This is a genomic window from Bradyrhizobium sp. 2S1, assembly GCF_011516625.5.
Taxonomy (GTDB): Bacteria; Pseudomonadota; Alphaproteobacteria; order Rhizobiales; family Xanthobacteraceae; genus Bradyrhizobium; species Bradyrhizobium septentrionale.
In genome coordinates this window covers 4,206,680-4,223,178 of the sequence record NZ_CP147717.1, presented here as the reverse complement: position 1 = coordinate 4,223,178, position 16,499 = coordinate 4,206,680, and the positions used below count along the sequence as shown (strand labels likewise).

General features: G+C 64.9%; 20 protein-coding genes and 1 pseudogene. 10 read left to right on the top strand and 11 right to left on the bottom strand.

Going from position 1 to position 16,499, the window contains the following annotated elements; genetic code table 11:
* The first annotated feature begins 81 nt into the window (after positions 1-81).
* The 3 genes from HAP54_RS19940 to HAP54_RS19930 all read left to right on the top strand — a co-directional run bounded on the left by HAP54_RS19940 (position 82) and on the right by HAP54_RS19930 (position 1,300).
* On the top strand, positions 82-387 hold the full coding sequence (locus tag HAP54_RS19940) for a hypothetical protein (protein ID WP_166303025.1): 306 nt from the start codon (positions 82-84) through the stop codon (positions 385-387).
* 236 nt (positions 388-623) lie between these two features.
* The gene (locus HAP54_RS19935; protein ID WP_016844323.1) at positions 624-788 is read left to right on the top strand and encodes a DUF3309 family protein; all 165 of its coding nucleotides are present in this window, start codon (positions 624-626) and stop codon (positions 786-788) included.
* Positions 789-1,009: 221 nt separating this feature from the next.
* Entirely contained in the window at positions 1,010-1,300 is a 291-nt protein-coding gene (locus HAP54_RS19930; protein ID WP_029079152.1) for a hypothetical protein, read from the top strand.
* A 67-nt stretch (positions 1,301-1,367) separates the two neighbouring features.
* Here the strand turns inward: HAP54_RS19930 and HAP54_RS19925 are convergent, their stop codons facing one another.
* The 6 genes from HAP54_RS19925 to HAP54_RS19900 form a co-directional block, all read right to left on the bottom strand.
* A complete protein-coding gene (locus tag HAP54_RS19925) occupies positions 1,368-1,904 on the bottom strand; it encodes a DUF4112 domain-containing protein (protein WP_166303022.1) in 537 nt (178 codons plus the stop codon).
* A gap of 138 nt (positions 1,905-2,042) precedes the next feature.
* Positions 2,043-2,303: a Crp/Fnr family transcriptional regulator gene (locus HAP54_RS19920; RefSeq protein ID WP_224741859.1), complete on the bottom strand. Its 261-nt coding sequence runs from the start codon at positions 2,301-2,303 to the stop codon at positions 2,043-2,045.
* A 558-nt stretch (positions 2,304-2,861) separates the two neighbouring features.
* Positions 2,862-3,296: a DUF5413 family protein gene (locus tag HAP54_RS19915; protein WP_166303019.1), complete on the bottom strand. Its 435-nt coding sequence runs from the start codon at positions 3,294-3,296 to the stop codon at positions 2,862-2,864.
* A gap of 203 nt (positions 3,297-3,499) precedes the next feature.
* On the bottom strand, positions 3,500-5,083 hold the full coding sequence (locus HAP54_RS19910; protein ID WP_166303018.1) for a hypothetical protein: 1,584 nt from the start codon (positions 5,081-5,083) through the stop codon (positions 3,500-3,502).
* Between the two features lie 35 nt (positions 5,084-5,118).
* Complete coding sequence (locus tag HAP54_RS19905; RefSeq protein WP_166303015.1) at positions 5,119-6,411, bottom strand: adenylosuccinate synthase; 1,293 nt, start codon at positions 6,409-6,411, stop codon at positions 5,119-5,121.
* Positions 6,412-6,592: 181 nt separating this feature from the next.
* Complete coding sequence (locus HAP54_RS19900) at positions 6,593-6,733, bottom strand: hypothetical protein (protein WP_166303012.1); 141 nt, start codon at positions 6,731-6,733, stop codon at positions 6,593-6,595.
* A 25-nt stretch (positions 6,734-6,758) separates the two neighbouring features.
* Between HAP54_RS19900 and ybaK the strand changes: the two genes are divergently transcribed.
* Positions 6,759-7,241: a Cys-tRNA(Pro) deacylase gene (gene ybaK, locus HAP54_RS19895; RefSeq protein ID WP_166303009.1), complete on the top strand. Its 483-nt coding sequence runs from the start codon at positions 6,759-6,761 to the stop codon at positions 7,239-7,241.
* Positions 7,242-7,253: 12 nt separating this feature from the next.
* On the opposite strand, the pseudogene HAP54_RS19890 reads toward ybaK, so the two are convergent.
* The 4 genes and pseudogenes from HAP54_RS19890 to HAP54_RS19875 all read right to left on the bottom strand — a co-directional run bounded on the left by HAP54_RS19890 (position 7,254) and on the right by HAP54_RS19875 (position 10,424).
* Positions 7,254-8,020, bottom strand: a pseudogene (locus tag HAP54_RS19890) (IS5 family transposase).
* A 169-nt stretch (positions 8,021-8,189) separates the two neighbouring features.
* Positions 8,190-8,408 (bottom strand): hypothetical protein, encoded by a 219-nt coding sequence (locus tag HAP54_RS19885; RefSeq protein ID WP_166214129.1) that lies wholly within the window; start codon positions 8,406-8,408, stop codon positions 8,190-8,192.
* 41 nt (positions 8,409-8,449) lie between these two features.
* Positions 8,450-9,808 (bottom strand): cytochrome P450, encoded by a 1,359-nt coding sequence (locus tag HAP54_RS19880; RefSeq protein ID WP_224741860.1) that lies wholly within the window; start codon positions 9,806-9,808, stop codon positions 8,450-8,452.
* Positions 9,768-10,424 (bottom strand): acyl-homoserine-lactone synthase, encoded by a 657-nt coding sequence (locus HAP54_RS19875; RefSeq protein WP_166303006.1) that lies wholly within the window; start codon positions 10,422-10,424, stop codon positions 9,768-9,770. Before HAP54_RS19875 ends, HAP54_RS19880 begins: the two co-directional genes overlap by 41 nt.
* A 79-nt stretch (positions 10,425-10,503) precedes the next feature.
* On the opposite strand from HAP54_RS19875, the gene HAP54_RS19870 reads away from it, so the two are divergent.
* The 5 genes from HAP54_RS19870 to HAP54_RS19850 all read left to right on the top strand — a co-directional run bounded on the left by HAP54_RS19870 (position 10,504) and on the right by HAP54_RS19850 (position 15,350).
* Positions 10,504-11,277 carry a LuxR family transcriptional regulator gene (locus HAP54_RS19870; protein WP_166303003.1) on the top strand — a complete coding sequence of 258 codons (774 nt, stop codon included), beginning with the start codon at positions 10,504-10,506 and terminating at the stop codon, positions 11,275-11,277.
* Positions 11,278-11,675: 398 nt separating this feature from the next.
* The gene (locus HAP54_RS19865; protein WP_166303000.1) at positions 11,676-12,065 is read left to right on the top strand and encodes a hypothetical protein; all 390 of its coding nucleotides are present in this window, start codon (positions 11,676-11,678) and stop codon (positions 12,063-12,065) included.
* A 200-nt stretch (positions 12,066-12,265) separates the two neighbouring features.
* The gene (locus HAP54_RS19860; protein ID WP_166302997.1) at positions 12,266-13,192 is read left to right on the top strand and encodes a DMT family transporter; all 927 of its coding nucleotides are present in this window, start codon (positions 12,266-12,268) and stop codon (positions 13,190-13,192) included.
* Positions 13,193-13,277: 85 nt separating this feature from the next.
* Positions 13,278-14,087: an MlaD family protein gene (locus HAP54_RS19855; protein WP_166302995.1), complete on the top strand. Its 810-nt coding sequence runs from the start codon at positions 13,278-13,280 to the stop codon at positions 14,085-14,087.
* Between the two features lie 108 nt (positions 14,088-14,195).
* Positions 14,196-15,350 (top strand): alpha-hydroxy acid oxidase, encoded by a 1,155-nt coding sequence (locus HAP54_RS19850; protein ID WP_166302992.1) that lies wholly within the window; start codon positions 14,196-14,198, stop codon positions 15,348-15,350.
* Positions 15,351-15,352: 2 nt separating this feature from the next.
* Here HAP54_RS19850 and HAP54_RS19845 read toward each other — a convergent pair whose 3' ends face one another.
* Positions 15,353-15,757 (bottom strand): hypothetical protein, encoded by a 405-nt coding sequence (locus HAP54_RS19845; RefSeq protein ID WP_166302989.1) that lies wholly within the window; start codon positions 15,755-15,757, stop codon positions 15,353-15,355.
* Positions 15,758-15,831: 74 nt separating this feature from the next.
* On the opposite strand from HAP54_RS19845, the gene HAP54_RS19840 reads away from it, so the two are divergent.
* Complete coding sequence (locus HAP54_RS19840) at positions 15,832-16,449, top strand: TetR/AcrR family transcriptional regulator (RefSeq protein WP_166302986.1); 618 nt, start codon at positions 15,832-15,834, stop codon at positions 16,447-16,449.
* Positions 16,450-16,499: the final 50 nt, after the last annotated feature.

The following is a 16,499-nucleotide window of genomic DNA, read 5'->3' as shown; positions in this document are numbered from 1 at the left end:
AACATGAGGAAATTTTGATGTCACGGATTCCAGGAAAGCTTTTGCGGTCTTGCCGGCCTGATCATGGGGAGCACTTTGAGCATGCCAGCGTTCGCCGCCGACAAGATCTCGCTGTTCAAGGTCATCACCTCGAAGGACGAAATCGTCATCGGCCTTACCGATGCCGATCTCGCGCAGGTCGAGGGCCAGAATGCCGGCGGCATCGCCAAGATGCTGGTCGCCAAGGGCTCGATGAGCGTCTGGCAATACGCCGTGCACAAGTCGGCCTCCGGCGATCTCGAACAGGCGCCGCTGCACAAGATCGGCCTGATCGCCAGCGACTCTCTGCGGGTCGAGCCCTATCCGACCCCGCTGAAGGTGCTGCCGATCGACGAAAGCAAGAAGTGACGGCGAAGCCGTCATCCCGGGGCAGTCCGCAGGACTGAACCTCAGATGCGCAATCGCGCATCGGGGGATATCGAGATTCCCCGGTGCGCAATTGCGCACCTGAGGTTCGATGCTGCGCATCGCCCCGGAATGAGGACTGAAGTTAACGACTCGCGGGCCGGAATGTGCTTTGCTCCGAATTCGCGGGGCCATCGGCGTCTCGCCGTGCGGCTGCCGCCTATTCTGAGGAGGGCGCCATGTCGCTCGGACTGATCCTCATCATCCTCCTGCTGATTATCCTCCTAGGCGGCTATAGCGGCCGGATCCGCGGCTATGGCTATGGCCTCGGCCACTCCGGAATGGGCCTTTTCGGGGTGATTTTGATCGTGGTCGCGATCCTGGCCTGGCTCGACAAGATATGAGAGCCTTAAGGCTTTGAAATAAAATGGATTATTCGGATCGATCGCGTGCTATGCGCGGATTCAGCATGTGCCTTGCCGGGGCCGCTTCTGGGGTCGCATTTTTGTCAAAGAGGCCTATATTAGGGGTCGAAATGACACGTACGGCGCGCCGCCGATGGTAGGCCGCCGTCCCCAAAATCCCTTTCGCCGCATCGCGCCAAGAACACAAGAGGTCGTCGACCATGCGTCCCCTGCGTCCGTTCAACTACAACACGTCTGCCGAGCTGTTTCCTGCCGCCATCCGCAAGAAGAAGCGGGCTGGTTTCGCCTATCGCCGTTTCGGCACTGCCGCCGAAGCCGTGCGCTTTGCGATGGAAGAGCTGCCGGCGGATTCGCTGAACGGCGCCTATCTGCAGGTCGAGGAAGCCCGTTTCGACCAGAACGGCATCCGCTCGCTGTATGAGAGCGAAGGCTTCCCGCTGCCGCGTCGTCCGCGCCCCGCCGCCAGCCAGACCGACGCCGACGCCGCGTAACCTTTCCGCTCCTCCTAAAACGAAAAGCCCTCGGACCGATCCGGGGGCTTTTGTTTTGGGGAGTTCGTTAGATCCGCGGCTGCTTGTCCAGCCAGCGCCGCAGCATCCGCACATTGCGGATATTGGCGCGGAACATGACGTCGAACGCATCGCCCGCCACCGGCACCATGCCGATCACGCCGTCGACCGCGACATTGGCGAGCATCCGCGCCGTGATGTCCCAGGGCGCGCCCAGCAAGCGGGCCTCGCGCACCAGCCACAGCGAGATCGCGGTGGTGATGATGTCGCCGACCACGGGGATCAGGCCGATCAGCCCGTCGATGCCGTAACGGACATTGGTGCCCGGCACGATGAAGGCGACGTCGAGCAGCTTTGCGATCATCTCGAGCCGCGCCAGCCGCTCTTCGCGCGTCAGATTGCCGAACGGATTGGCGCTGGCGTTGCGGAAGTCGAACTGGAAACCCTCGAACTGCGGATGCAGCGTGGCGTCGGAGAATTCGCGCCCGTCCTGGTCGATGACCTTGCCGCGCGCCTGCGCCCCGCCGAAAGGCGGCCGCGATCGCGCAGCGTGGGGCATGAAAATGTCGTCCTCGGGCATGGCCATCACATGGTAACGCAGGCAAGCGGTTCAAGTTGCGTCACATTACCACTGTGTCACGTTTGAGGCTCCGTCACGTCCACGGCCGCATCAAGCACCGCGCACCGAAGCGGCGGCGGAAGCAGCGGTTTTCGATCGCCTTGCTTAGTCGACGACCTTGTTCATGGTTCTGAGCCGGTGGGCCAGCGTCCTCATCACCTTCAGGGCAAAATGCGGCGTCTGGCTGACGAGGAAGAGAAACTGCTTTTCCGAGACCGGGACGAGCTCGACATCGGTGAGAGCTGTGGCGGTCGCGCTCCTTGGCTCGTTGTCGATCAATGCCATTTCGCCAAAGATCGTATCAGCCGCCAGGTCTGCCACGGTCTTGTTGCCGACCTGAATGCGCACGTAGCCGCTCTTGATCACGAAGAGCTCGTTGGCTTGCTCGCCTCGCGAAAAATGATGCCTCCGGCTCGGACCAGGCGCGTTTCGATACTGTTGCCCGTCAGAAGGCTAAAGCTTGCATCTACCACTATGAACCCTTTCCCCGAAGCTGGACGCAGGTCTCATACGTCCCGGTCGTCTGCCGCTCCGGCTAAAACAAATGCGATAAAAACAAAGTACAGCAGGCCCGAGATCAGCATCGCCATCGGCAAGGTCAGGACCGAGGCCATGGACGCGCTCATCGATCGCCCCTCACAGCCGCGGCTCATGAAGACGACGCGGGCGTGTGACATTGGGACTACACTTGGATGACGTCGGTATGACAGTTATGTGAAGGGCAACGCGCCCGGCTCGCGACCGGCGCCTGGTGCACCGATAAGATTACCGTAGTGGTGCGATCTGTTGCTCGCCGCGCGCTCAACCCGGCTGCCTTGTCCGATTGCGGCGCGCTCATTTCGCCGCTCGGTCCCGAGCCGTCGATCACGCCGAAGCCGGCGACTTCCGCCTTCCCGTTGCACACTGTCGCTTGTGAGTGCGTGCCTAGTGCTGGGCTGCCGTCGTAGCCGGCTGGTAGAGCTCTTCGGCATATTTGTGCGCCAGCCAGGACGTGATCACGCCCGGGATGAAGCCGACCAGCCCGTAGAGGATGAACTGCACCGCACCGCTTTCGGAGCCGTGCGAGGCGTACATCAGCGCCGCGCCGACGAACGCCACCGCGCCTACAATCAGCATCCGCACCGTTGGCGCGATCCGCCTGACATGCATCAGGATGTCGTCGATCGCTCCGAACATCAGCGATGGCACGATGCCGAACAGATAATTATATTGCAGCGACTTCACGAACACGACGAGCAGCTTCGCCACCTCGCCGCCATTGGTCTCGGTCCAGTAGCCGGACTGATAGGTGGTCATGAGCAGCAGCAGGAAGCCGCCGATGAACGGCCCGATGGCTGCGAAGATCAGATAGCGTTTCATGGCGTGCCCTTGCCCGACGTCAGACGAGTGTAACGCAGTCGCGCGACGGTGCTAGAGAAAATCGAAAACGCCCGGCAATGTTCCGGCGCTCTGCGCGTCGAATGCGCTGCAACAGACGGCCGCCGCGATGTCGCTGCGATATGGAATCGCCCGGACGGAGCCGGGCGATGACATCGTGAGCACCGAGGTGAGCGCGAAGGCCGCTACTCACCCCACGCAGCGAAGGCGTCGTTGAAGGCCCGTTCGCCGGGGGCGCCCTTTTCGATCGCGATGATGGCGCGGCGCTGGTTGGTGTAGACCAGCGGCACGTCGAACCAGGAGCGCTCCTTGAGCAGCTGCAGATTGCGCGAGCGGTCGGCGTCGACGTTGGAGAGGCCGACCAGGAAGAAGCCGTCGGTGACCTTGACCGCGAGCCCGGCCAGCGGCGTGCCGCGCGCCTGCTCGTTGGACTTCATCAGGATGCCCGGCACGTTGCCGACGCCGCCATTGGCGAAGTCCTGCGGCAGAATGAAGGTCAATTCCGCGGTATGGCTCGCCGGCAGCGATGAATCGGTGTTGCGGCGGAACGACATCGTCATCTTGAACTTGCGGTCGGGGATGTCGATGTCGGCGCGCACGGCGATGTCGGGCTTCTGGTTGCCGGAGCCCTTGATCTGCTCGGTGCGCCAGACCACCGAGCCGACATATTGCTTGCCCTTCGGATCCGACGGGTCCTCGTCATAGAGCACCACGCGCTGCGCCACCGGAGCGACCGGCTCGCCCGACGACGAGGGCTGGCCGACGCGGTCGATGATCTTCTTGCTCGCAGGCGTCGCGGCGGCATCCTTCGGCGCCTCGACGGGCGCGGACGACTTGAACAGGCTGCTGACGAAGGTGGTGACCTGCTGCCGCAACAGGATGCCGGTGCCGACCAGGATCAACAGAATGCCGATCGCGATCGCGGTCTTGAACGGGAACATCGACCGGACGCGCGGCGGCTTGCTCGGCTCGCGCTCGCCATTGCCAATGCCAATGCGCGACCGTTGCGGCGGCGGCGCCTGCGGCGGCTGCGGGGTGTAACGCTCCGGCTCCTCGACCGACTCCTCATAGGAATACGGCGCGTCGGGATCGGCGCCGCGGTTCTCCAGGCTCGGCTCGAGCCGGTCGAATTCCGGCGAGGGCGACGGCACGTTGGCGTAGGTCTTGCGCGCGTTGCGGCTGGCCTGCGCCGCGGCGCGGCCGAGATCGTCGGCGTCGGCGGTGATGTCGCGGAAACCGCGCACGCCCGGGGCGGCCGGCGGCACCGGCGGCTGCGCGCCTTCCGGACCGCGGCGCGGCGGACCCGGCCGGGCCTGTGGCGGCTGGGTATCGAGGCCGGGCGGGACGTTAGGAGGAATCTGCGGGTTCTGCGGCCGCGGCGAGGCCGGCGGCGCATCGGGGCGCAAATTGCGCGGCGGACGGGGGTCGGCCGGGGGCCGCGGGCGCGCGGCAGCGTCGGCGGAATTGGCCTCGGGCGGCCTGGGATTGGCGCGGCGCAGCGTATCGCTGCTGCGGGCGGAGGCGCCGCCACCGGGGCGGGAGGCCTCGCGGGCGCGCTGCGCGGCCTCGGACTCGACCTTGCGAACCGCCTCTTCCAGCGACAGCCGTTCGCGGGTGATCTCGGACTCCGAGAGCGGCGGCTGCACGCCACGGAGTTGCTGGATCAACGCCGTCCGCGCCCGCGCGTACAGCGCGCGGCGGGCTTCGCCGGGAGCGTTGGGGTCCAGTCCGGCGATGGCACGGGCGATCAGCGGGTAGTAGTCAGCCATTTCCACACAATTGGTGGGATATAGGTAATATCCCGTTAAGCCTCGAACGGATTCTGTACCAGAATAGTATCTTCACGCTCCGGGCTGGTGGACAGCAGGGTGACCGGGCACCCCACCAGTTCCTCGACCCGGCGAACGTATTTGATGGCCTGGGCCGGCAGGTCCGCCCAGGACCGCGCGTTGGCGGTCGGCTGCTTCCAGCCCTCGATGATCTCGTAGATCGGCTCGACCCGGGCCTGCGCGCCCTCGCCGGCCGGCAGATGGTCGATCTCCCTGCCATCGAGCTTGTAGCCGATGCAGACCTTGATGCTGTCGAACCCGTCCAGAATATCGAGTTTGGTCAGCGCCAGCCCGGCAATTCCGCAGGTACGGACAGTCTGTCGCACCAGCATGGCGTCGAACCAGCCGACCCGGCGCTTGCGCCCGGTATTGACGCCGAATTCCTTGCCGCGGCGGCCGATTTCCTCGCCGATCTCGTCGTTCAGCTCGGTCGGGAACGGACCCTGGCCGACGCGGGTGGTGTAGGCCTTGCAGATGCCCAGCACATAGCCGACCGCGCCCGGGCCCATGCCGGTGCCGGTCGCGGCCTGCGCCGCCACCGTGTTGGACGACGTCACATAGGGATAGGTGCCGTGGTCGACGTCGAGCAGCGCGCCCTGCGCGCCCTCGAACAGGATTCGCTTGCCCTCGCGGCGCTTGAGGTCGAGCAGCCGCCACACCGTCTCGGCATAGGGCAAAAGCTTCGGCGCCATCGCCGTCAGCTCGGTCAGGATGCCCTTGCCGTCGATCTCCTCCAGATTGTGGCCGCGGCGCAGCGCATTGTGATGCGCCAGCAGGCGTTCGATCTTGTGCGGCAGGGTGTCGAGGTCGGCGAGGTCCATCAGGCGGATGGCGCGGCGGCCGACCTTGTCCTCATAGGCCGGGCCGATGCCGCGGCGGGTGGTGCCGATCGAGGTGATGGCGTTGCCGGATTCGCGCAGGGAGTCGAGTTCGCGATGCAGCGGCAGGATCAGCGTGACGTTCTCGGCGATGCGCAGATTGTCCGGCCCGACCGCAACGCCCTGCCCCCTCAGCTTGGCGACCTCGTCGAGGAAGGCCTGCGGGTCGAACACCACGCCATTGCCGATCACCGCCAGCTTGTTCGGGCGCAGCACGCCGGACGGCAGCAGCGCCAGCTTGTAGGTCTCGCCATTGATCACGAGCGTATGGCCGGCATTGTGGCCGCCCTGGAAGCGCACGACGATGTCGGCCTGTTCCGACAGCCAGTCGACGATCTTGCCCTTCCCTTCGTCACCCCACTGGGCGCCGACGACGACAACATTGGCCATTTCGAAGATGTTCCCTTCAGGTGTTTCAGACCATGATCGCGGCGAAAACGCGTCCGCCCACAGCGATCCTGCATGATATGCCCAGCCCAAATCACGGCGCCCGGCCGTGCGCACGCAAGGCGCCTACCGGATAACGGAAGCGGCCCGGCTTCGCAAGCAAGAACGGGGTCGTTTATGCCTTTTAGACGAACGACAACCCTTTGATATCCCCTAAAAATTCCACCCCGTGCGCGGCGGCGCCGCCCTGGCCGGAATTTAATGTTGGCGCGGCCCGGTGCGACACGATCGGCCGATTGATCGCAGCCGCCATTGCGGCGATCATTCAGCTGGATTAACCGGCAGGGTCCATGCCCAATTCGACACCAGCAACCATGGCGCTGCGGAAGCTAGGCCTTGCCTTCAAGCTCCACACCGATGTCTACGATTCCAGCGCTGAGAGCATCGGGCTGCAGGCGGCGGAGGCGCTCGGTGTCGAGCCGAGCCGGATGCTGAAGACGCTGATGGCCGAGGTCGACGGCAAGCCGGTGTGCGCCGTGGTGCCGTCCGACTGCGAGGTCAGCATGAAGAAGCTCGCCGCCGCGCTCGGCGGCAAGTCGGCCAAAATGATGCGCCCGGCCGATGCCGAGCGGCTGACCGGCTACCATGTCGGCGGTATCAGCCCGTTCGGCCAGAAGAAGCGGGTGCCGACCGCGATCGACGAGACCGCCCTCACCCACATCACCGTGTTCGTCAATGGCGGCCAGCGCGGCCTGCAGATCGAGATCGATCCGAACGACGCCGCGCTCGCCGCCGGCGCCACGATGAAGGCGCTGGTGGCGACGCAAGACTAGGTGGTGTGGACACTAGCGCATCCATAGAACGATGGCTGCGAGAGTGACGACGGCCCGGTAGTTCCGGGCCGTTTTTTCGAAGCGGGTTGCGACGCGGCGGAACTGCTTGAGCTTTGAGAAGCAGCATTCGACGAGATGACGCTGGGCATAGAAATGCTTGTCGAGTGGATATTTGAGCGCGCGTGACGGGTTGTTGGGGATCACGGCGAGCGCGCCTTTGGCGGCGATGGCTTGGCGCAAGTGATCGGCGTCATAGGCCGTATCGGCCATGACGACCTCGGCGGATAAGCCTTCGATCAATGCGGCGGCTTGCGGTGCATCGCCCTTCTGACCTGCGGTGAGCGTGAACCGCACCGGACATCCCAAGCCTCGAACGGCCATATGTATCTTGGTGCTCAGGCCGCCGCGCGAGCGGCCGATCGCTTGATCTTCCGCTTGATCTTCAGACCCCCCTTTTTGGCGCCGGCGGCGTGCTGATGCGCCCGAACGATGGTGGAATCGACGATCAGATATTCGAAGTCCGGATCATCGGACATCGCCTCGAAGATCCGCCACCAAACACCCTTGATGCTCCATCGACTGAAGCGCCGGAACACGCTGTTCCAGTCCCCAAACACCTCCGGAAGATCGCGCCAGGGAGACCCCGTACGCACGATCCACAGCACACCTTCCACGAACATCCGGTTGTCGCGCCCGGTGGAGCCCTTCTGATCGGGGCGCCCTATGATCAGCGGCGCTATCCGCTCCCACGCCGCGTCGCTCAATACCAAACGGTCCATCACACCCAAGGCGGCCTCCCCAAAAGCAGCCTTGAATCTGATTTGCTCCTAAAAGGGAATCCTTAGAGTCCACACCACCTAGACCGGGATGACTTTTCTTCGAAACGTCGTCCCGCTCTATCTCTTTGTTCTGAGCATGATCGTTTTCGCTTGAAAACGCTCTGCGCGATCAATGCGGGGATTTGTCCCTGCCGAACTCGGCGCCAACGAGGTCGGACAGGCCGGACAATTCCTCCGCCGAAATATCGTTGACGTTGAGCCGGAGCTGCATGATCGCGAGGTCGAGCAAATGTGCGGCAAAGGTTGCGCCGGCCGCCCTCACGATGCTGCGCTGCTCGATCAACACCGTGATGACGTCGCGCAAACTGCGCACTTGCACTTGATCCATGGCCCTCTGCCCGATGCTGGCCGTTGTGATGTGTGTTGTCATTAGGATACCGATTGTAATGTGCTGATGGATGCCGTGGCGGCGGACGGAATGTAGGGCAGGTGCTGCGCTTCCTCGCCCGGATGCAGGATGCGCGAGGGCACCTCCCGGACTTCGATGTCGATCGTCATGGGCGGCGGAATCAGCGTCACCGACGCTTTCGGCCACGGCGCCGGATTTGGCGTGACGGCGGTGAAGCGATAGGCGGCGGCGATCTCGAGCGCGAGCAATTGCAGCTCCAGCATCGCAACCCCCATCCCGGCGCAGGCGCGCGGACCGGCACCGAACGGGATGTAGGCATCGGTGTTGTAGCGCCGCGTCATCAGGAAGCGGTCGGGATCCTCGAAATGCCTGCCATCGCGCTGCAATTGCCAGGGGCAGATCAACAGCGAGGTGCCGACCTTGAGGTCGTGCCCGCCGATCGTCACCGGCTGCATCACCTCACGCGAGAACCACCATGCGCTGGGATAGAGCCGGCAGACCTCCTTGACCAGCGTCGCGCTCAGATTGGCGCGCTTCACTGCGTCTAGTCGCAGCTCGCCGTCGTCGCCCAGGCACTCCGCGGCCTCGTCGGCGATGTCGTCCATCAGCGCGGGATCGGCGGCCATGTGGTAGAACATCCATGCCGCGGTCGAGCCTGTGGTGTGATGGCCGGCCAGCAGCAATGTCAGGATCTCGTCCTCGAGATCGCGATCACTCAGACCGAGCGCCTCGAGATCGCGCAGCGCGCTGCTCGAGCCCGCCTTGCGGCGCAGCCGCTGCACCACCGTCGACATCGCAAGCTTGGCACAGACCCGGTTCTTGCGGCGGCGGTACCACGCCACCGGACCGAACGGCAACGCGCGGAACATCTCCTCCGCCAGATCGTCCTCGATCGCGCCGACGGCCTGAACCAGGGCTTCCTCGTCACCAGACGACATCACCTGGGAGCCGAAGATCGCGACGCAGATCGTCCGCAGCGCCAGCATCGCGGTGACGTGGTGCGGATCGAACGATCCGAGCGCCAGGCTGGCGCCGACCGCGCGGATCTCGGCGCACATATGCGGCAGGAATTTCTCGACGCTGCCTTTGGCCATGTGCTTCTGCAGCACCGCCCGCCGCCGTTTGTGCTCCTCGCCGCTCAGCATCAGCGAGCTGCGGCCGAGCACCGGCGTCAGCTTCTTGATCAGCTTGCCCTTTCCGATGTCGGTCTCCGGCGCCTTGAGGATCGGGCGCAGCAGATCGGGATCGTTCACCAGGAAGACCGGCGCAGGACCGAGCCGCAACGGCACCAGCCCCCGCTCCGCCTCGTTGCCGCGCGTCAGCAACAGACGCAGCGGATCATGCTGGAATGCTCGAACGTCCGAGAACATGTGAAGCATCGTGGATCTCCAATTGCCGTCCAAGGTCGAGGAATTTGGTCAGGCCGGGATTGTCGGCAAGACCAAGCGGGATTTCTCCGGCGAGCGCCGTCAGCGGGCGGCCCATGCGATCATTGCCTATCACCTGCGGCGGGCCGTAGCGGCGGGTGCGGATGTCCATGCGGGTGAGAAAACGCTCATAGGAGAGGTCGGCCAGCGCCACGAGCGCCTTCGCTGCGCGCAGCTCGGCGAAGCGGAACATCAGCGCGTAGTTCACGCGTGCAGTCTGCGACCTCGCGACACCAGGCAGCACGCCGAAACGGCTGATCTCCCAAGCGTCGCGGCGGCTCGGAAAGCGGCGCACCGCAAGCTGCGGGAACACCGACTTGGTGAGATAGGGATAGTCGGTGCGGATCGCCCGGAAGCCGCCGACGAGCTCGACGCCGGAGAACAACAGGCAGTGCTCGGTATACCAGCAGTCGAACTGATCGCGTTCGACATCCCCGACCGTGGTCAGAAGCCAGCCGCAATGGTCGACGAACAGCAGCTTGCGCAGCCGCAACATCGCTCCGACATGCGCCGGATCAAGCTCTTCCCTGGTGATGAGTGCGTGAAGGCCGTCCAATGAATGCGGCATTATCCCTTCCTCCAAATGCGGAACATCTGGAACAAAAGGGGCCAACTGTGGTACCCCCGGAAACCGGGGGTTTTAGTCAATGGTCCTGGTAGACGCGATTTCGACCATCGAGGCGTCAGATACCATCGACGAGCTCAGCTCGTCATTGCATCGTATTGTCCAGAACTACGGCTTCTCGGGCTTCGCCTTTGTCGATGCCGGCCGGCCCGATCTTGATCTGCCCTACCATATCGGCACATTTCCCGACGCCTGGAAGCGGGCGTATGTGCAGAACGAGTTCGTCCATGCCGATCCGGCGCTGGCGCGGTCGCGACGCACCAACACGCCATTCAGCTGGAGCAGCCTGAAGCTGCCGGAGCGAAGCGGACACAAGCGGGCGCCCGAGGTCAAAACGATGGATGCCGCCCGGGAGTTCGGATTCAAGGACGGTTTCGTCGTGCCGTTCCACTATCGCGACCGGCTCGGAGCCGTGCATTCGAGCTCGACGGTGTTTTTCTGGCAAGACCAGCCGCGCGATTTCGACAAGCTGTTCGTCTGCCATCGGCATGAACTGCATCTGTTGATGATCTACTGGGTGCAGCGGGCGATGGACATCGTCAACCGCGACCAGCGCAACGCGCCGACCATCCTGCGGCCCGCCAACGCCGCCGAGACGATCAAGCTCACGGGCCGCGAAAAGGAAGTGATGGCCTGGGCGGCGCGCGGCAAGACCGTGGTCGACACCGCGCAGATCCTCGGCATCTCGCCGGAGACCGTGGAAGGCTTCATCAAGCAGGCGCTGCGCAAGCTCGAAGCGTCCAACAAGACGCATGGCGTGGCGAAGAGCATCGCGCTCGGGATCATCGACCTGTGAGCGGCGCCGCGCGGCCATCGCAGCGTGCTCAGGGCTGCTGCCGCGCCCAACGCATGGCCCCGCGAACAGGAAACGCGGCATTATGTGGCAAGGTCATATATCCGGGTTGGGTTCACCACACGCGTCGCCCCCTGATTGCATTCGCGGACAGTCTTGATAAAAAAGCGAAGGCCGGATGACGCGGATGCGAGCATCTCAGGCCACGAGGTGCGCGGGCCGCGCGATTGGGCGGCTGAAGTCCAGGTACGGATCGTCCTGCGCGTCGCCCGGTTCGGTGGGACCATTTGTCCATCCGAATGATCCGCCGGAGTCCCATTGCGGCGCGCTGGCCATTTGCCGGCAGCCTTCGTCGACGAATTGCTGTCCACAGTCATTGCCGGAGATGGTCTGAACGCACCATGAGCACATCGCAGGACGACCAGATCGACCAACTGGTGCAGGCGCGCTGGCGCGAGATCGGTCTGTCGCAGGCTGATCTCGCCGAGATCCTGTGCGCGGGCGCCTCGCTGCAAAAGAACGGCGTAAGCGGTACGGTGAAAATCGATACCGGCCGTCTGGCGACCGTCGCCGAGATGCTCGGGATCGCCGCCGACATCCTCAACCGGCGGAGCGCAACCACCGCGCCGGCACAAGGCGGCGGCCAGACCGCGGAATCGCTGCAGTCGCTGCTCGAACTGCGCATGCTGCGGGTGTTCCGCGAGGTGCAGGATCCCGACACCAAGCGGATCCTGATCGAGCTCGCCGAGCAGATCGTCAAGCGCCAGACCGCGCCGCCGCAGACCGGTTAGAGGTTCATCCCGGCCCGCAGAGCGCCGTAGCGAAACCGCCGTCGTCCGCCGCGAAAGGGGCCTTCGCGCATGGTCGCGATGCGTCCATCCCCATTGATGGATCGGCGGAATCCGTGTCTGTGACAGGGGCCGGGGAGATCCATACCGGCCCGGTGATGCCAGCCGGGCAGGCCGCGGCGTCGTGAACCGGGGCCTGTCGCATGTCTGCCTCCGATTCCACCACCACGCCTGCGTCCGGCTCCTGGATCGCCAACCAGCCGTATCTTTTGCTCTGCATCACGGCGATGTGCTGGGCCGGCAATGCGATCGTCGGCCGGCTCGCCGCCGGCCACATTCCGCCGGTGACGCTGTCGTTCCTGCGCTGGTCGGCGGCATTCCTGATCATCCTGCCGTTCGCCTGGAAGCACCTCGCCCGGGACTGGCCCGCGATCCGCAGGAATCTCGGCATCATGATGCTGCTGTCGATCACCGGCATCAGTGCCTTCAACACGCTGCAATACTGGGCGCTCGAGCACACCCAGGCGCTCAACACACTGCTGCTGCAATCGGCGGCGCCGCTCGTGGTCGCACTGTGGTCGCTGATCCTGCTCGGCACGCGGCTGACGCTGGCGCAGTTGCTTGGCGTCTTGCTGTCGCTGTGCGGCGTGCTGGTGATCCTGCTGCATGGCGACCTCACCACGCTGTCGAAGATCGACTTTAACAAGGGCGACCTGATCTTCACCGTCGCGCTGGTGATCTTCGCGCTGTATTCGGTGCTGACCTTGAAGCGGCCCAACATCCACGGCCTGTCGGTCGCGGCCTTCACCTTCGGCTGCGGCGCGCTGTTCCTGGTCCCGTTCTTCATCTGGGAACTCGGCGCGCGTCCGGTGATGCAGCTCACCACCAACAACCTGCTGTCGCTGTTCTATGTCGCGGTGTTCCCCTCGACGCTGGCCTATCTGTGCTTCAACCGCGGGGTGCAGCTGATCGGCGCCAACCGCGCCGCGCCGTTCTTCCACATGGTTCCGGTGTTCGGCACCATCATGTCGATCGTGTTCATCGGCGAGCATCCGCAGGCCTTCCATTTCATCGGCTTCGCGCTGGTCTTGGCCGGCGTCTTCGCGGCGTCGCGGAAGCAGTCGGCCTGACCGGTCCCTGCGCCCCCGAGGTGCGGTGACTATCGGCGGCAAATCCGCTATCTCCTAGGGTCTGCTTTGCGACAGGTCCCAACACATGGCGCGCGCCAGCAATCTCTTGATCGGCACCCTGACGCTGGCCCTGATCGCCGGCTCGCTCGGCGGCTGGCTGGGCTATCAGCGCTATGCCGGCATCAAGCGCATGGTGCCGTTCCGTGTCGTGTTCGAGGGCTCGGCGTCGGGCCTGCGCCGCGGCGCCAGCGTCAATTTCGCCGGCGTGCGGATCGGCGAGGTGGTCTCGATCAGGCTCGACCGCCGCCGTGTGGTGGCGATGACGCGGATCGAGGGCAACGCCCCGATCAAGAAGGATACCCAGGTCGGCCTCGAATTCCAGGGCCTGACCGGGATCGCCTCGATCTCCTTCACCGGCGGCACCGACGACGCCGCGGCGCCGCCCGTCGGCGCCGACGGCATTCCTGAGCTGACCGCCGACGCCGAAGGCACGATGGGCATACAGGAGAAGCTGCGCGTCGCGCTGCGCAATGTCGACCGCGTCATCACCGAGAACGAGGCCGACATCAAGGACTCGCTGCTCGGGCTCGAGAACTTCACCAATTCGCTGTCGGGCAATGGCGAGCTGATCGCCGCCTTCATCGACGCCGCCGACGCCGGCGTCAGCGCGGTCGACGACAAGATGACCTCGGCCGACAAGTTCCTGAAGAGTTTTGGCAGCGACAAATATGGCGGCGAGCTGCTGCCGACCGTGATCTCGCTGCGCGAGCTGATCCAGAGTTTTGACAAGAAATCCGGCGCCGTGATCGCCGAGACCCGCAAGACACTCATCGACGTCAGCCAGTCCATCAACAAATTCAACGAGAAGATTGTCGGTCCAGGGGGCAGGCGCTAACCTGGAAGCTCCAACCAAGAACCAAGAACAACGGAAACGCCAGACGTGCACGACCGGACCGCAGCCTCTTCCCCGCCTCCAGCAACCGTCAACCGCGCCGCTCCCGCCGTGCCGCGGCGCTTGCGGCACTATCTCACACTCGACGATTTCGAGCCGCAGGCCCGCCGGCTGCTGCCGAAATTCCTCTACGGCTACATCTCGGGCGGCGCCGAGACCGACGCGGCCCGCACCGACAATCGCCGGGCGTTCGACGAATACGGTTTCGTGCCGCGGGTGCTGAAGGACGTCTCCGGCCGCGACCAGACCACGACGCTGTTCGGCAAGACCTACGCCTCGCCGTTCGGGATTCCGCCGATGGGCTCGTCGGCGCTCTGCGCCTATCGCGGCGACATCGTGCTGGCGCGGGCCGCGGCCGCCGCCAACGTCCCGATGATCCTCTCGGCCTCCTCGCTGATCACGCTGGAGGACGTCCGCGCGGCCAATCCTTTGGCTTGGTACCAGGCCTATCTCGCCGGCCTCGACGAACGCATCGAGCCGCTGGTCGATCGCGTCGCGGCGGCCGGCTACGACACCTTCGTCGTCACCGCCGACGTCCCGGTGCCGCCCAACCGCGAGAACAACATCCGCAACGGCTTCCAGGTGCCGCTTGCGATCACACCGCGGGTGTTCTGGGACACCATCACCCATCCCGACTGGCTGCTGAACACCTGGGCGCGCACCGTGTTCAATCACGGCATGCCGCATTTCGAGAACATGGACGCCAAGCAGGGCCCGCCGGTGCTGTCCAAGAACCTGATGCGCAACATCGGCAGCCGCGACCAGCTGGCCTGGAAGCATGTCGAGCTGATCCGCAAGCGCTGGAGCGGCAAGCTGGTGGTCAAGGGGCTGATCTCGCCGGAAGACGCGCGGCTGGCGCGCGAGCACGGCTGCGACGGCGTGATGGTCTCCAACCATGGCGGCCGCCAACTCGACTACACCGTCTCCGGCTTGCGCACGCTGCCTGAGATCGCGGCGCAGAAGGGCAACATGACCGTGATGGTGGACGGTGGCATCCGTCGCGGCACCGACGTCATCAAGGCCTTGGCACTGGGAGCGGACTTCGTCTGGGTCGGCCGTCCGTTCCTCTATGCCGCCGTGGTCGCGGGCGAAGCCGGCGTCGCGCGCGCGATCTCACTGCTGCATCACGAGATCGATCGCGACCTCGCCTTGCTCGGCATCCGGAGCCTGAAGGAGATCACCCCGGACCTGGTGCGGAAGTATTAAGTTCACGCATAGCGCGCTGCGCCCATGCACAGCGCGGTGATCGCGAGCAGCCCGGCCGCGATGCGCTGGGCGAGCGCGAGCCGCGCGCGCGCCGCCGACGGATCGCCGGCGCTGTTGCGCAGCTGCCTGATCGCGCCGCCGCCGACGAAGATCTGCACCGCGATCGCGGCCAGCGCTGCGATTGCGCCGCCGGCCAGGATCTTTTCCGACAGCGCGAACGACCCTTCATGGACCAGACGCCAGAGCGTCACGCCGGTGACGATCGCGACCGTCGCGGCGCCGATCTGCGGGCCCAGCAGCTTTTCGCTGCCGAGGCCGCCGGTGCGCGCCAAGGTGAAGCTGGAGCCGGCCCAAAACACCGATGACAGGACGTGAAGGGACAGGGCTATGATGAGGGCGATCTGCATGATGTTGCTCCAAAGGGCCTTGGAAATTAGATATACATAATGTATAGTCAATCTGACGAAAGCAAGGCCAGCCGATGCCGCCGCGCAGCTATGTGAGCCCGGCACGTAGCGCAGCCGCCGCCGAGACGCGCGAGCGCGTGATCGAGGCCGCCTCGCGCACCCTGCGTGAGGGCGAGAGCATCGCGCGCTTCTCGCTGGATACGGTGGCGAAGGCGGCCGGCGTGACCCGGCTCACCGTCTACAACCAGTTCGGCTCGCGGCGCGGGCTGCTCGAGGCCGTGTTCGACGAGATCGCCCGTCACGGCGGGCTGCATCAGCTCGCCGACGCCATGACGATGGCCGATCCGCGTGCCGCGCTCGACCGCATGGTCGAGATCTTCTGCGGCTTCTGGAGCCGCGATTCCGCGGTCGCCCGGCTGCACGACGCAATGGCGACCGATCCCGAATTCGCCGAAGCGGTGCGCGAGCGCAACGAACGCCGCCGCCGCGGCGTCACCGCATTGATCGACCGTATCGCGGCCAAAAGCGCGGCGCCGCGGGCCCGCAGGGACGCCGTCGACCTGATCTTCGCGCTGACGAGCTATCCAACCTTCGCCTCGCTGAGCGCGGGGCGGTCGAGGGATGAGGTTTGCCGGGTACTGCAGGCCGCCTGCCGAGCGGCCATTGCCAATCTGTCAGACCCGTCATCCTGAGGTGCGAGCTCTTGCGAGCCTCGAAGGATGAATCGGCCACAGTCGGGCCG